The organism is Rhodococcus sp. NPDC060084, from assembly GCF_042730335.1.
Lineage (GTDB): Bacteria > Actinomycetota > Actinomycetes > Mycobacteriales > Mycobacteriaceae > Rhodococcus.
In genome coordinates this window covers 46,304-59,969 of record NZ_JBHWWX010000017.1, presented here as the reverse complement: position 1 = coordinate 59,969, position 13,666 = coordinate 46,304, and the positions used below count along the sequence as shown (strand labels likewise).

Below are 13,666 nucleotides of genomic sequence, written 5' to 3'. Positions count from 1 at the left end.
GCGCCGGCCTTGCCTATACGTCGTCTGAGTTTTTCGGCATGATCAGGACATGAGCATCGTCGATCTCGATCGTGAGGCCAACGCTCGCAGGCAGAGTCACTTCCGGGACACACCCGGGTTCGAGCTGGTGGTCGCGCTTTCCGCCGCTACCGTGCTGGTGGGCGTGGCGTACACCCTTGTGCCACTCTGGGCTGCCCCCGACGCGTGGGAGCGAGCCAGTGGGCCGTTCCAGGTGGTGTTTGCGGCGATGCTGGCACTCACCGGACCGGCGATCGGTCTCTTCATGGCGGGGGCTCGCGCCGATCGTTGACCTAGCCCCGTGCGGCCGGTTCGCTGTGATGAGCGATCTCTACGGGCGTCGTCGGGAGGTCAGCAGTTTCGCATCGGGACGGGGTATGGGCTTGACCTGCCCTGACCTCGTGTGCCTGCTGGGTGACCACCTGGTGCCTGAGCTGCGGTAATGGCGACCGGATTGGACCATGAATCCGAAAGCTGTTCATGCGGCAATGACAGCCAGCTGGGTTACGGTCACCTCGCCCCGGCAGCTGCGTGTCGCTGAGCAACCCGCGTCCTCAACTGACGTTCCGCTGCTCTTCGTCGTCCTCTTCAATGGTCGTTGAAACAAAAGTGCCCTGATCTCCGACAGGGAGTGCGGGGCATCTTCCGTGTGTCAGGACTCTGTGACGTGGCCGACTTTCGCGGCGGCATCATCTCGCGGTAGCGTCCCCGCCCGGGTGCAAACCCCCCATACTGGGGTACGACACTGACAAAGCAGAAGCCGGCGGGAGGGGATATCGATGGTCGATCGGTTCACAGATCCACTCTTCACCCCGACCGAGGTAGCCCAGTACCTGCGGATCCCGCAACCGACCGTCTACAACTGGCTCGGCGAAGGCGACACTGAACACGCCCTGGTCCACAAGATCTCCGGTCAACCTCGCGGGCACGCCTCAGTTCCGTTCATCGCGCTCGTTGAGGCTTATGTCCTTCGGGCTCTGCGCGAGCTCCACCTAAAGAAGAGCCAGATTCGTGCCGCAGCCGAGGATGTGCGTCGAGAGTTCAAGACCCCGTACGCGCTCGCCAGCAAACGCATCGCCACCGACGGCATCGACATCTTCATCCACCATGCCGACGATGACCTCGTGCGCGCCGGCGACCAGCAGCGTCCAATGCGCGAGATCATCGACGAGCATCTGCGGTACATCAGCTGGGACGCCAGCAAGGATGGCTTCGCCACTCAGTTGCGGCTACGGCAGTTCCCGGACATCGCTCCGGTGATCATCGACCCCCGGTTCGGATGGGGCGCGCCGATCGTCGAACGCACTAAGATTCCGGTCCGCGCCGTGATCGATCTCTTTTCCGCTGGAGAGTCGATCGATACCGTCGCCGACGAGTACGGACTCACTCATGATGAGGTGGAGGCGATCTGCCAGGCGGCATTGCGTGCAGCCTGAGTTCTTCTTCGATCGCGGCCTAGGTAAAACCGTCGCCCGGGAGCTACGCGCCCTCGACTGGACAATCCACCAGATCACCGACCATTTCCCCCGCGACGCGCAGGACGTGCCCGACGAGGAGTGGACTGAGTACGGCCTCACCCGCGGCTGGGTTCCGTTGTGCAAGGACAGCCGGATCCGCGGCCGAGACGTCGAGCGCGAGCCCGTCGAGCGCTACGACGCCGTGTTGTTTTACCTCGACAACCAGCAACTGCTGATCAAAGACATGGTCACGCGCATCCACCAGTCCCAACGGCACATCCACCGTGCGATCGAGCGCGGCGGTCCGGCGCTGTACGCGATCGGAGCGAACGGCATTCGCAAGACCTGGCCGTGACGCGGCGCATCCCACGATGGCCATGGGCCCGCCTCGAAGGCCTGTACTTCGCATCCTGCCTCGATGTCCAAGTCCACCTCGTTACGGATCCGGGTCTCAACCACTGTGACCGGCGCGCACGCCTACCTCCTGCCGTCCAGCCCGGGACATCCCTGCAGACGACGGAACTTCGTATATGGGACGCTGGGCGACCTCAGACAGCTGTTTACTGACCTCCTTACGGGGCACCGGTTGGGAAGGACACACATGGAACAGGGTGATGAGTGGGTCTACCGAATCAGGGACGATGCGCCTTCGGAACGGGTGCGAATCGCCGAAATCCAGAAACGGAAGCAATCGTTCCGTGTCGATATTGAGTTCCTTGACGGTGAGAAGGCAGGGCAACGGGAGAACGTCCCGGGTAAGCGCCTTCGAGCGCCGTGGGCAAGCGTTCAGCGGTATGACCAGCTGATGTCCGACTGGGCACGCCTTCGCGCCTGCACCCTTACAGACGTCGAGGACGGTGCAATCGAGACAGTGTTTCGGCTCTTGATCCCGACGGAGACTGCAGTTCTAGAATGGGATCCAGTCGAAAGAGCGACAACCGTCACCGACCCAGAAGAACTTGAGAAGCTCATCGGACGCCCGATCGACGAGGTGCGGGCAGAATGCGAGTCGTTCGAACTGGACAGTACCTGCGTGTTGTCGCCGATCGGGTCATTGAAAATCTCGGAGTGGGCCTGCCAAGTCAATCCCATGCGGGTGCTCGACTGGGTCCTGGAGGAGGAAAAAGAGGCCCGTCACAGATCGAAGTACGGGCACGCTGACCGAGGTCGAGGCGGAGCCGAGGACTCGGTTGTCCCAGCAGAGCAGGACCACAGCTTCTACCTCAAGTATCAGCGGCCTGAACACGAGTTGTTGAGGCAATGGTGCGGCCACCGCGCCGTCACGTTGCAGGAACGGCTGCTCGCCGCCGAGGCTGAAGTTCATCGCCTTGATGTCCTGCTCGCATCAGTCGTCAAACATTTGAAGGTCAGCGGCGACACCCACTTTGCGGAGAGTCTCATGCGAGAGCATGTCGAAGACCAGGTCACGCCGACGAACCTCAGACCAGTTGTCGAGCGCCCACTGGCCTGGTGGGACGTCCCGTCCCCTCCTCGGCCCAGATTTCGGGGACGATGGTTCTAGAGCTTCGAGGCGCTCTACATGCCTTGCCTGGGGTGATGGGCGGAAGCCATATGCGGCGATCACTCGCCATTTCGTGACCAGTTGCCTTCCCCCCGAACGTTCGAGAGGATTGCACTTCCTGCTCGGATCAACACCTTTGGATGGAACTAATGACCACAGCCGCTGGACCTGACCTCGTGCTTGTTTGCCCCCAGTGTGAGAAGGCCGAACTGGCCTTTTCCTCGGATGGCGTTGAGTGCAGTACGTGCGGCGAGGCGGACAGCCCCGACGCCCTGGCAAAGTCCTACGTCGAGAGGATCCTCGGCGTGAGCGAGTACACCGCTGTTTCTGATGGCGAAGTGTTCCCGGTTTTCTCCTGCAAGGAGTGTGGCGGGGAATCATTGGTTCGAGGTGTGAAGCTCCAGCCGGAAGATGACTCTGAGTACGTACATCCGAGCGACGTTTCTCCGGAAGCATGGGCATGCTTCTCCTGCGGAGACACCTGCCTCGAAGGCGAGCTCGTCTACTGCGAAGAGGGCAGCCACGTCGGGCCAGCAATGACCAACGATATGTGCGTCGAGTGTTTCCAGGCGAAGGTCGACAGTGAGTAGACCTGTCCGGGTCCGCAGCGGGTCCGCAGCACGACTTTGACTCGCCGTTTCTCCCTCATCTCACCAACGGTCGAATCTGCTGGTCGGGCGCTTTTTGCTCACACAACTCACATCGACAAATTTCACCGTTTCCCGAGAAAGGGTCGTTCGGGACGAAGAGGTCGTGGGTTCGAATCCCGCCACCCCGACAGTGATAAGCAGTTCAGAGGCCCTTTCCGCAGTGCGGAAAGGGCCTCTGGCCTTCTCACGGGTCGACTGCCCCGACAGTCCACTTTCGAAATGTCAATGGATCGACTCGTGCACCATCGCCGCGATTCGACGTTCGAGATCATTGAACGCCACCGACGTCACGTCCCGCTCATCTCCGAGGTCGATGTCGACGATGTCGCGGATGTGGCCCGGCACTCCGTGCGAGGCACCGCCCGTCATGACGACCACGCGATCCGACAGGTACACAGCCTCCTCGATACTGTGCGTCACGAAGATGACAGTTGTGCCCTCCGCCTTCTGGATCCGCGCCAACTCGTGCTGAAGAGTGGTTCGCGTCAGCGCGTCGAGAGCGCCGAAGGGCTCATCCATCAGCATCACTGCCGGATTGTTGGCCAGCACCCGTGCAATCGCCACGCGCTGCTGCATACCTCCGGAGAGCTGATGCGGGTACTGCTCCGCGAACCGCTCGAGCTGAACGGCGTGAATGTACTTGTCGGCCTGTTCGTTCGCGATGTTGCGACCCAGTCCGCGCTGGCGGGGACCGTATGCGACGTTTTCACGCACGGACATCCACGGGAAAAGTCCGTAATCCTGGAAGACGACGCCTCTCTCCGGGCCGGGGCCGCGTACCGGATTACCACCGACCACGAGGTCTCCCGAGGTCTGCGCCTCGAAACCGGCGAGCATCCGGAGCAGTGTGCTCTTCCCGCAACCGCTGGCGCCGACGAGGCACACGAATTCACCGGATTCGATCGTGAGGTCAACGCCCGCGAGCGCCTGGACGGCACCCGGACCGTCGCCGTACTGCTTGGAGAGGTCCCGGATAACGATATCGGCGGCCTGCGCGGCTCGACCGGCCTGCGGCGCGAGGGTCGTTACTGCGTTCGACATGGGATTGCCCTTTCGTCGTCAAGTGTGGATGCGGGTCAGGACAACCCGGGTCGGCTACCGGTCGCAACCTTCAGGATCCATCCCATCAGCCGGTCGGTGATGAATCCGGCCAAGCCGATGAAGACCATGCCGGCGATGATCAGGTCGGTACGGCTCATGTCCCGCGCCTGGGTGATCATCGCGCCCAGACCGGTGGAGATGCCTACGGTCTCGCCGACGACCAGCACCACCCAGGACAAGCCGAGCGCGATGCGCAACCCGCTCGTGATGCTTTGCATCGCACTGGGAATGATGATCTTGTAGAGCGTTTTCGGCTGCGGCGTCCCCAACATGGCGGCCGCCTCGAGGAGACGCGGCGGAACCTGGGCGACGCCCATGACCGTGTTGAGCAGGATCGGGAAGAACGCGGCAATGAAGATCAGGAAGATCGTCGAACGGTCGCCGTAGCCGATGATCAGCAACGCCAGGGGTGCCCATGCTGTGACCGGGATGGGACGGACCAGGTTCACGGTCGTCTCGAGGGCTCGACGCACCGGCCCGAAACGGCCCATCAGCACGCCCAGTGGGATCGCCAGGGCAGCCGCGAGGAGAAAGCCGTTGAGCACGCGCAGGGTGCTGGCGGCGAGGTGTCGCCAGAGCGATCCGCTGTACGCATCATCGTGAATGCCACCGAACGTGACGTCCCACATCCTGCGAGCAACCTCGCCCGGTGGTGGCAGGAATTGCATTTGAACGCCGAGCGGGAGCGTCCAACCGAACCGCACGCCGAGGCTCCAGAAGCCGCCGAGCAGAACCAGGACCGGCAGACCGTAGAAGACAGCCGCTGTCTTTTTGAGGGCAGCGAGCGGGGCGGACACGACAGCAGTGCGAACTCGGGGAGTTGCAGGCGGAACGGGCTGATTGGGTGTCTTACGGCTGATCACGTCGGTCATCACTGGTCCGCCTTCTGGAACGAGTCGTCGATGAATACCTTCAGGTCGGGTTCGACCGGGATCTGGCCCAATGCCACCATCTGCCGGGTGAGCGCCGCGACCTGGCTCCGGTAGTCGTTGGAAAGATCAGAACGAGGCCAGATGTTGGCGATCGCGGTCTCGGCGACCTCGGAGTCGAGTCCGAACTCTCCGACCACGCCCTGCTGCCACACGTCGCGTTCGGCATCCAGGAACGCTGCCGTCTCGGCGTGTACGTCGACCAGCGTCCGCACCAGATCGGGGTTCTCGTCGATGGTGCGCTGTGTGGTCGCGAGCCCGATGTTCACGCGGCCAACCGGGGTTTCATAGGGAGAAATCAGGCTGTGCGCGCCTGCCTTGATCGCGGTGGCCGGACCGAGTTCCGCAGACGAGAACGCCGCGATCTGGCCGGTCGACAACGCGTTCGCCATATCGGAGAAGGGGAGGTTGACCAACTGGATGTCGCGGTTCGCATCCAATCCGTTCTGCGCGAGGGTGAGCCGGAGCAGAATCTCCTGTGAGGAACCGAGCGGGAATCCGACCTTCTGCCCCCTGAGGTCCTCGACCGTCTCGATACCCGCTGCCGCGACAATGCCCGTGCCGCCATCCGCGGCGGAAGCAATCAATCGAACATCCTGTCCCGCAGCCGCACCCGCAAGGAAGGCGGGGACGCCGGCGACACCGAAATCGATTGCTCCGCTGACCAATGCATTCTTGATGTCCGGTGACGTGTCGAACACGACGACCTCGACGGAAGTTCCCGCGGGCGCGAACCGGTCGTACAGGAAGGGATGGAACAGGTGGGGCTGACCTCTCAGCGTGCCGACCTTCACGATGTTCGTGCTGCCACCGTCGCCGGTTGGTTGCGCCGCGAACGTGGCGTCGATGTTGCTGCACGAGGCCGTGAACAGCATGGCGAGACCAGCCGCAGCGACGGCGAGTTGCCGAAATAAACGAAGGGGCACGGGAACTCCTGGGGTAGAACAACGAAATCAGGGTGACCTGCTGCAAAGAGGCGCTGGTCAAGTGGAATACAAGGCTGTATCCGTGGTGTATACAGTCGCCCGGTTCGGTTACCCCGAGCGTTCCGCTACGTGACAGCGTTGTTACGAGTCGTCGCCGTCCGTAAGTGTCACGTCACACGGGGACTCTTCCGAGAAACGCGCGCCAGCCGCCGAATTCGGTGATGTCCTCGCCCACGGCAGCGGACGCCGGTGTGCAGGTGAAGCCGATGACAGGCGTGCCGTCCGAGAGAGTGATCGCGGTGAGCGCCATCGGCTCGGGTAGTGCCGCCAAGAAACTGCCGAGTCCCGCTCGTGAGATGCGGTACAACTCACCGGGAATCGACCGGCCCTGCCCTCCGGGACTGTGCACCAGGCCAGGCTTGGCCGGCAGCGTAGCCAGTCGGACCATGATGTAGTCGTCCGTCGTCTCGATGTCACGTTCGTAACGGGCACCCATCGCCTCGAGCTGAAAATGAAGTGGCTCGCCCCTCAAGTGCGCGCCGAACACAGCCAGCGGCACGCCCACCTCCGGCGCAAGCGGCGCACTGCGGACCCCTGCAACCAAGGCTGCGACGTCGAGTGCCACCTGGTCCCCGAACGCCGGCGTGATCGTCATGAAACCGAACGATTCACCGGGCGCACCCTCGGCGGGCACCGCGACCGAAGCCATGTCGAGCAGGTTGCAGAAGTTGGTGAAAGTACCGAGACGCCGGTTGATCTCGACCGGCTCGGCCAACACGTCTTCGATCAGCGGGTGCTCGGTGGTGGTGGGCAGTAGCAGCGCGTCGATGTCATCGAACAGCTCGGCTGCGAAACGCTTCGCATGCGCCAATGTTCCTATGTCGCTCGCGAATTCGTGGGCTGACTTTTCCCGCGCGTTCAGAATGATGGCCGCGACCGTCGGATCGAGCGCGGCCTCCGGGTTCGCAGCGACGAACGATCCCACAGCGTCGAAGCGTTCGGCGACGAGCGCACCGTCGTACAACAGCCGGGCTGCCGCGAGCAGGGGCTCGATGTCGACCTGAACCACCTCGGCGCCGGACCTCTCCGCACGTTGGACGGTGGCCGCGAAACTACTGCGGTACGTGGGCGACAGCATTTTCAGCTGCGTGTCGATCGGTACGCCGACGCGAGGTGCCGACGGGGCGGACAGCGTAACGTCGGCCGGCCATACCCGGCTCCGCGGGTCGGCGGCATCCGGACCGATCATCACCGACATCGCGAGGGTGGCCACATCCAGGCTCGGCGCCATCACGGTTACGCAGTCGAAGTCGGCACAGGCGGGGACGACGCCTCGGGTCGGGACCAAACCGAGAGTGGGCTTGATGCCCACCACGCCGTTGAACGTCGCCGGCACCCGTCCCGATCCGGCCGTATCGGTGCCCAGTGCGAAGTCGACCATCCCCAGGCCTACCGCGGCGCCCGATCCGGAACTGGAGCCGCCCGAGACCCGCTCGGGGTGATGCGCCGCACGCACCCGCCCATACGGGCTGCGCGTCCCCACCAGTCCGGTCGCAAACTGATCGAGGTTGGTTTTGCCGAGCAGGACAGCGCCGGCCCGCAACAGCCGCTCCACCGCGGGTGACGACTCCGCCGGGACGTAGGCGAACTCCGGGCACCCCGCGGTGGTCGGCAGTCCCGCCACATCGATGTTGTCCTTCACCGCGAAGGTCGTGCCGGCCAGCGGCAGCGCCTCTCCCGCCGCGATGCGAGCCTCGACCGCCGCAGCATCGGCGAGGACGTCGTGCTCCGCGCGCAACGTAATCCAGATTTCCGGCCGGTCGCACTCGGTGATGCGGGCGAACGCATGCATGACACGTTCGCTGGGGGTCGCTTCGAAGACCGTTGTCATAGTGACCGCTTTCTCGGGCGGGCCGTGCGACGACCCAGAGATGTATACGTCGCTGTATACATAAATGGAGCGTTGTTACAGACGCGCTACGCGGCGTGACCGTTTGATGTCACCGGATGCGAAAGGGCGTCCTGCGGGGGCCGTTCGCAAGAATCGGCGCACTCGGAATTGATACCTAGAGATTGTTTACAGCTTCGACGGCGAGCTCATCATGGCTTCCAGCCCCGAGGACATCTCTCTAGTACTGGGCGTGGACGTACGCGACCAGACCGCCGGCTACGTGCGCGCCTCTCGCACACGGGGTGCTGAGGTCAGGGCAGCAGACGGTCGAGGAAGCCGTTGCTGAACACGCGATGGGGGTCGTTGCGGTCGAACGCCGCCAGGGCGGCGTCCCAGCCCTCGTCGGACGACAAGCCCTCGCGATACATCGCGGGTATGGTGCCGCCGAGGAAACCGGCGTCGCGGTACCCGCCCTCGTTGTCGAAGGCCCACCCCTTCGACCATTCGGATCGGAAGGTCGCGTAGTCGCCCGAGTAGCGGTCGGCCATCCACTGTTCCATCTCGCGGAAGAAGGCGGACAGTCCCGCGGTGCCCGGAATCGACACGACGTTCATCCAGATCGCGGTGTCCCAGTCCGGACGGTCGGGCCGGGGACGTACCGGTGAAAGATTGGGAGCGCCTGCCGAATCGGTGAGGACCTCGGATTGGTCGTCGATGCGGCACAACCGGACCTCGAACGGCATGTTGACCGGATACTGCCCGAGCGACGCGTAGTACGTCATCCGCTCGTGCAGCCACGTCGTGAATTCGTGGATGACTTGCGCGATGTTCTCGCGCCGGGTCACCACCACGCCTCCACCGGCGACGACCCGCAACGTGGTGGCCCGAAGGTAGAACATCAGGTCTTTCGACCATCCCCACAGATCGCTGGTGTCGGTGGCCACGAGTCCCGCTGCGACCGCGCCGAACTGAGAGGCACCGAACGCGGGAGTGATGGCCTGGTTGCCGCTCGCCACCTGAGCGAGCGCATCGGTCACCGGTTCGGGGATGGAGTCGGAGAACACGTAAGGATAGGGGCCGAAGACCTCACGCGATTCTGCCGGTTTCTCCGGACTGACCGACCAGGTCTTGAGCCACGGCGTCTCCGTGAACGGAAACCAGATCGCTTCGACGCGTCCGTGTTGTTCGACGTAGCTTTCGAACGTGCGGCCCGGCGCACCGGGCGGGGCGAACAGTTCGCGCCACGGCACGTCGGTGGAACTCTGGCAGCGCACGCGGTAGTTCGCGCCGGCCTGCAACGTGACCGAGGTGACGAAGGTTCGTCCGAGGTGCGCGAGCAGAGGCGTGATTTCGGCGTCGGAGCGACGGAACTCGCGCAGTTCGTAGGACCCCGCGGCGTCGTTCCATACAACGGCGGTGAGGGCGAGCACGAGGTTCGACAGCGATCCGAACGACTGGCCGGCAACGACCGCCTCACCGGCGGCGGGGTACGTGGAGCCGTGTGCTCCGATCGACAGGGCACCGGCGATCGAGATGTCCCCGATGGCCGGGGAATTCGCCCAGCCGAGCCCCTCTCGTTGGAGGGCGCTCAGGATGGCTTCGATGCTCGCGCCGGCGTCGGCGGTGACCGTCGCCGGATAGCCGGTGGGATCGACCGATACAGAATTCAGTTGCGACATGGTGTCCACCAGGACGACCTTCTCGACGTTCTGCCCGGCTTCGAGGGTGAGGGGGCTCCAGCTGTGCATGGAGCCGCGCGGCCGAATCCGGAAGCCGTGGATCCGCGCCCAGTCGGCCAGCCGCACGATGTCCTGGGCGTCACGGGCAGTCGCGGTCCACACTGCGTCGAATTCGATCGTCTTCGCCCAGTTGACGAATCGCTGCTGCGCGAGCGGAATGTCCGCGGGGAAGTTCGGGGGCGCCGCGATGGTCGCGGCCGGATCGCCGAGCGGCACAGCACCCGCGCGGCTCCACCCTGTCCCCATCACGAGCGCGGCGCCGGCCGCGGCACCGAGAAGACCACGGCGACTGAGGATGGGGCCAGAGGCGCGAATGCTCACGGTGGCGAGCTCCGTTCTGTCGGGACGAGCCGGGCTATGGCCTAAAAATAGAACAAGTTCTCTTTTTTGGCCATAGCCCGGCAGGCCGACAGTCCCCAGAGTTCGGACCCGCCCGGGTACGAGGCGGCGCTACCTCGTCAGGACGCGAGGCTAGAACGCGAGACCGGAAGCCTCGAGGGTCTCCATGATGTACTCGGGAGCACCGTCGATGGACCACACGGCAAAAGCCACGGTCGCGAGGGTCAGTGCGGGACCGAGGATCCCCATTTCGAACGGCCCTCCGGCCCTGATCGCGATCATCTTCGGGAGTTTGATCTCCCACCATCGGGAACCTCTCCACGGGACGAACGGTGCAAGGAAGGGAATCCCCTCCTTCGTGATGGCGTCGCCGATACAGTGCGTCACGCATCCCAGCGCCACCGCGACACCGAGCCCGGTCGACCCCACCTCCCCCGGGAACCATCGCCACGTGAGGATCGACAGCACCGCCGCGACAGCCGTGACGGTGAACCACCCGTTCTTCTTCGCCCAGTTACCGAACAACCCCCGCAATGCCAGGCCCAGGGTCACAAAGAGGACCGCGATGACTGCTGCCCGGTCGAATCGCGCGACGAGCAGGGACACCCCCGTACCGAGCAGAGCAGCGAACAGCGCGGTGTGGGTCATCGTGCGGTGCCCCCCACGACGCTTTCCGTCGCGCCGGCCCTTGGTGATCGAGTAGTACCCCAGCGACACCTTGTCGATCCCTCGCGCCGCGACCTGACTGATCGGGCCGAACGAACGCGACACGGTCGATTGCGCCGTGTCGAGGTCGGGTAACAGTGCTGCGCCGGAACAGACGGCCGCGAACGCGAAGGCCTCGGCCGTCGAGGTCGGCCCGCCCCATTCGCGGGGAAGCACATCGGCGACGATGAGGCCGACGAGCGCCCCTGACACTGCATGGGTAGGGCCCATCACCATCTCGCACAACACCTTTCGACACACGGAATCGAGTCCGGCCCCGGTGGACGAGCCACCGGGGCCGGACTATCAACCTAGCAATCACACCCGACCCACCCGTCACACGGATGTTCGAATGCGCCGAAAGGCAGACGAGGAGCGCTTACGCTCCCGCGCGCACGCCTTCCTCGACCTTCTTGCCGAGTTCCGCGTCGACGTTGCGCCAGTATTCGAAGATGCGCTCGTAGAGTGCCTCCGAGGTCCCGCCCAGCACGTGGCCGATGATGTTGTTCGCCAGTCGGTCGCGCGCCTCGTCGTCGAGAACCTCGCGGACGAGGATGCCGGCCTGAACGAAATCGCCGTCTTCCGGGTGTTCGATGTATCCGGCGCGCACCGCTTCGGTACCGAACGTCCACAGCCCGTCGTCGCCGGCACGCTCGGGATCGGCGTGCGGCCCACCGAAACTGTTCGGCGCGTACACCGGCGTGTCCGGGTCGTTGAACCGGTACGTCATGGTGCCGTCCTGCGAGTAGGAGTCGACGGTGTTCTTCGGTGCATTCACCGGAAGCTGGGCGTGGTTGGCGCCGATCCGGTAGCGATGCGCATCGGCATAGGAGAACACGCGGCCGAGCAGCATCTTGTCGGGCGACAACCCGATTCCGGGAACGACGTTCGAGGGCGCGAACGCCGCCTGCTCGATTTCGGCAAAGAAATTGCGCGGGTTGCGGTTCAAGGTCCAGGTGCCGACCTTGACGAGCGGGTAGTCCTTCTGCGACCAGACCTTGGTGACATCGAACGGGTTGAAACGGTAGGTCTCCGCCTCGGCGACCGGCATGATCTGTACGTGCAACGTCCAGCTGGGGAAGTCGCCCCGCTCGATCGCGTTGTACAGGTCGGCCCGGTGGAAGTCCGGATCGGTGCCGGCAAGGGTGTCGGCTTCCGTCTGGGTCAGGAACTCGATGCCCTGGTCGGTCTTGAAGTGGTACTTCACCCAGAAGCGCTCACCGGCGGCGTTGATCCACTGGTAGGTGTGCGAACCGAAACCGTCCATGTTCCGCCACGAGCGCGGGATGCCGCGGTCGCCCATGAGCCAGGTCACCTGATGTGCCGACTCCGGCCGCAGGGTCCAGAAGTCCCACTGCATCGTGTGGTCGCGGAGGCCCGACCCACGCAACCGCTTCTGGGAGTGGATGAAGTCCGGGAACTTGATCGGATCCTTGATGAAGAAGACCGGGGTGTTGTTACCGACGATGTCGTAGTTGCCCTCTTCGGTGTAGAACTTCACGGCGAAACCGCGGGGGTCACGCCAGGTGTCGGGACTGCCCTGCTCGCCCGCAACTGTTGAAAAGCGCACGAGTGAATCGGTTTTCGCACCCGGCTGAAAGAGTGCGGCCTTGGTGTACGCGGAAACGTCTTCCGTGACCACCAGTTCGCCGAATGCTCCGCCGCCCTTGGCGTGCACGACACGCTCCGGCACGCGCTCACGGTTGAAGTGTGCGAGCTTTTCGATCAGGTAGTGATCGTGCAGGAGAATCGGTCCTTGGGTTCCCGCAGTGAGCGATTCGTTGTCGCTCGCGACGGGAATACCGACGTCGTTGGTGGTGAACCGGGTGTTCGACATATCAGTGTCCTCCGAATTGCATGCCCGGATTTCGGGTGTGCGTGATCGGCACGGGCCGCGAGAAGCGAGTCCGTGCTGGTGAAGAGATGAAAGATGAGTGGAGATTCAGGGAACGGCTAGCGGCAGTTCGCGCACAGTCCCCAGAAGGTGACCTCTGCTTCGTCGACGACGAAACCGTGGTCGTCGGATGGGGTCAGGCACGGCGCCGCGCCGACGACGCAGTCGATGTCGACCACCGAACCGCAGTTCCGGCAGACGAGGTGGTGGTGGTTGTCGCCGATGCGCGTCTCGTACCGGGCCGCCGATCCGGCAGGTTCGATTCGCCGGAGCAGTCCGGCACCCACGCACGCCTTGAGAACGTCGTATACGGCCTGGGTGGACACAGATCCGAGAGTCTCCCGCACTCGGGCGGCGATGTGGTCGGCATCCGAATGGGGATGCTCGGCAACCGTTCCCAGCACGGCAACTCGTGGAGCCGTCACCCGCAGGCCCGCGGAACGCAGTTGTTCCGTGGGGTCGAAGTGATGCCCGTCCATTCGTTGCATGGGAACC

13 protein-coding genes are annotated in these 13,666 nt (G+C 64.0%); 5 read left to right on the top strand and 8 right to left on the bottom strand.

Annotation, left to right across the window (positions count from 1 at the left end; all coding sequences use genetic code 11):
• Positions 1 to 49 precede the first annotated feature (49 nt).
• The 5 genes from ACFWBU_RS11685 to ACFWBU_RS11665 all read left to right on the top strand — a co-directional run bounded on the left by ACFWBU_RS11685 (position 50) and on the right by ACFWBU_RS11665 (position 3,587).
• On the top strand, positions 50 to 310 hold the full coding sequence (locus ACFWBU_RS11685; protein WP_378528329.1) for a hypothetical protein: 261 nt from the start codon (positions 50 to 52) through the stop codon (positions 308 to 310).
• Between the two features lie 487 nt (positions 311 to 797).
• Complete coding sequence (locus ACFWBU_RS11680; RefSeq protein ID WP_378528328.1) at positions 798 to 1,454, top strand: DUF433 domain-containing protein; 657 nt, start codon at positions 798 to 800, stop codon at positions 1,452 to 1,454.
• The gene (locus ACFWBU_RS11675) at positions 1,444 to 1,830 is read left to right on the top strand and encodes a hypothetical protein (RefSeq protein ID WP_378528327.1); all 387 of its coding nucleotides are present in this window, start codon (positions 1,444 to 1,446) and stop codon (positions 1,828 to 1,830) included. Before ACFWBU_RS11680 ends, ACFWBU_RS11675 begins: the two co-directional genes overlap by 11 nt.
• A gap of 63 nt (positions 1,831 to 1,893) precedes the next feature.
• Positions 1,894 to 2,997 carry a hypothetical protein gene (locus ACFWBU_RS11670; RefSeq protein ID WP_378528326.1) on the top strand — a complete coding sequence of 368 codons (1,104 nt, stop codon included), beginning with the start codon at positions 1,894 to 1,896 and terminating at the stop codon, positions 2,995 to 2,997.
• A 149-nt stretch (positions 2,998 to 3,146) separates the two neighbouring features.
• Positions 3,147 to 3,587: a hypothetical protein gene (locus ACFWBU_RS11665; protein ID WP_378528325.1), complete on the top strand. Its 441-nt coding sequence runs from the start codon at positions 3,147 to 3,149 to the stop codon at positions 3,585 to 3,587.
• 282 nt (positions 3,588 to 3,869) lie between these two features.
• On the opposite strand, the gene ACFWBU_RS11660 is transcribed toward ACFWBU_RS11665, so the two are convergent.
• The 8 genes from ACFWBU_RS11660 to ACFWBU_RS11625 form a co-directional block, all read right to left on the bottom strand.
• Positions 3,870 to 4,688, bottom strand: coding sequence for an ABC transporter ATP-binding protein (locus ACFWBU_RS11660; protein ID WP_169622627.1), 819 nt, complete (start codon positions 4,686 to 4,688; stop codon positions 3,870 to 3,872).
• Positions 4,689 to 4,723: 35 nt separating this feature from the next.
• A complete protein-coding gene (locus ACFWBU_RS11655; RefSeq protein WP_240952659.1) occupies positions 4,724 to 5,620 on the bottom strand; it encodes an ABC transporter permease in 897 nt (298 codons plus the stop codon).
• A complete protein-coding gene (locus ACFWBU_RS11650) occupies positions 5,620 to 6,603 on the bottom strand; it encodes an ABC transporter substrate-binding protein (protein WP_169622626.1) in 984 nt (327 codons plus the stop codon). The genes ACFWBU_RS11655 and ACFWBU_RS11650 overlap by 1 nt, the downstream gene beginning before the upstream one ends.
• 172 nt (positions 6,604 to 6,775) lie before the next feature.
• Positions 6,776 to 8,494, bottom strand: coding sequence for an allophanate hydrolase (gene atzF / locus ACFWBU_RS11645; protein WP_169622625.1), 1,719 nt, complete (start codon positions 8,492 to 8,494; stop codon positions 6,776 to 6,778).
• A 311-nt stretch (positions 8,495 to 8,805) separates the two neighbouring features.
• Entirely contained in the window at positions 8,806 to 10,479 is a 1,674-nt protein-coding gene (locus tag ACFWBU_RS11640) for a cholesterol oxidase substrate-binding domain-containing protein (protein ID WP_378528351.1), read from the bottom strand.
• A 225-nt stretch (positions 10,480 to 10,704) separates the two neighbouring features.
• Positions 10,705 to 11,514: a metal-dependent hydrolase gene (locus ACFWBU_RS11635; protein ID WP_169653026.1), complete on the bottom strand. Its 810-nt coding sequence runs from the start codon at positions 11,512 to 11,514 to the stop codon at positions 10,705 to 10,707.
• A gap of 142 nt (positions 11,515 to 11,656) precedes the next feature.
• Positions 11,657 to 13,114 carry a catalase gene (locus ACFWBU_RS11630; protein WP_378528324.1) on the bottom strand — a complete coding sequence of 486 codons (1,458 nt, stop codon included), beginning with the start codon at positions 13,112 to 13,114 and terminating at the stop codon, positions 11,657 to 11,659.
• A gap of 116 nt (positions 13,115 to 13,230) precedes the next feature.
• Entirely contained in the window at positions 13,231 to 13,650 is a 420-nt protein-coding gene (locus ACFWBU_RS11625; RefSeq protein WP_206037334.1) for a Fur family transcriptional regulator, read from the bottom strand.
• Positions 13,651 to 13,666 lie beyond the last annotated feature (16 nt).

Coding starts and splice junctions, on each gene's coding strand:
- ACFWBU_RS11685 (WP_378528329.1), top strand. CDS start 50: ATGAGCATCGTCGATCTCGATCGTGAGGCCAACGCTCGCAGGCAGAGT.
- ACFWBU_RS11680 (WP_378528328.1), top strand. CDS start 798: ATGGTCGATCGGTTCACAGATCCACTCTTCACCCCGACCGAGGTAGCC.
- ACFWBU_RS11670 (WP_378528326.1), top strand. CDS start 1,894: ATGTCCAAGTCCACCTCGTTACGGATCCGGGTCTCAACCACTGTGACC.
- ACFWBU_RS11665 (WP_378528325.1), top strand. CDS start 3,147: ATGACCACAGCCGCTGGACCTGACCTCGTGCTTGTTTGCCCCCAGTGT.
- ACFWBU_RS11660 (WP_169622627.1), bottom strand. CDS start 4,688: ATGTCGAACGCAGTAACGACCCTCGCGCCGCAGGCCGGTCGAGCCGCG.
- ACFWBU_RS11655 (WP_240952659.1), bottom strand. CDS start 5,620: ATGACCGACGTGATCAGCCGTAAGACACCCAATCAGCCCGTTCCGCCT.
- atzF (WP_169622625.1), bottom strand. CDS start 8,494: ATGACAACGGTCTTCGAAGCGACCCCCAGCGAACGTGTCATGCATGCG.
- ACFWBU_RS11640 (WP_378528351.1), bottom strand. CDS start 10,479: ATGGGGACAGGGTGGAGCCGCGCGGGTGCTGTGCCGCTCGGCGATCCG.
- ACFWBU_RS11635 (WP_169653026.1), bottom strand. CDS start 11,514: ATGGTGATGGGCCCTACCCATGCAGTGTCAGGGGCGCTCGTCGGCCTC.
- ACFWBU_RS11630 (WP_378528324.1), bottom strand. CDS start 13,114: ATGTCGAACACCCGGTTCACCACCAACGACGTCGGTATTCCCGTCGCG.
- ACFWBU_RS11625 (WP_206037334.1), bottom strand. CDS start 13,650: ATGGACGGGCATCACTTCGACCCCACGGAACAACTGCGTTCCGCGGGC.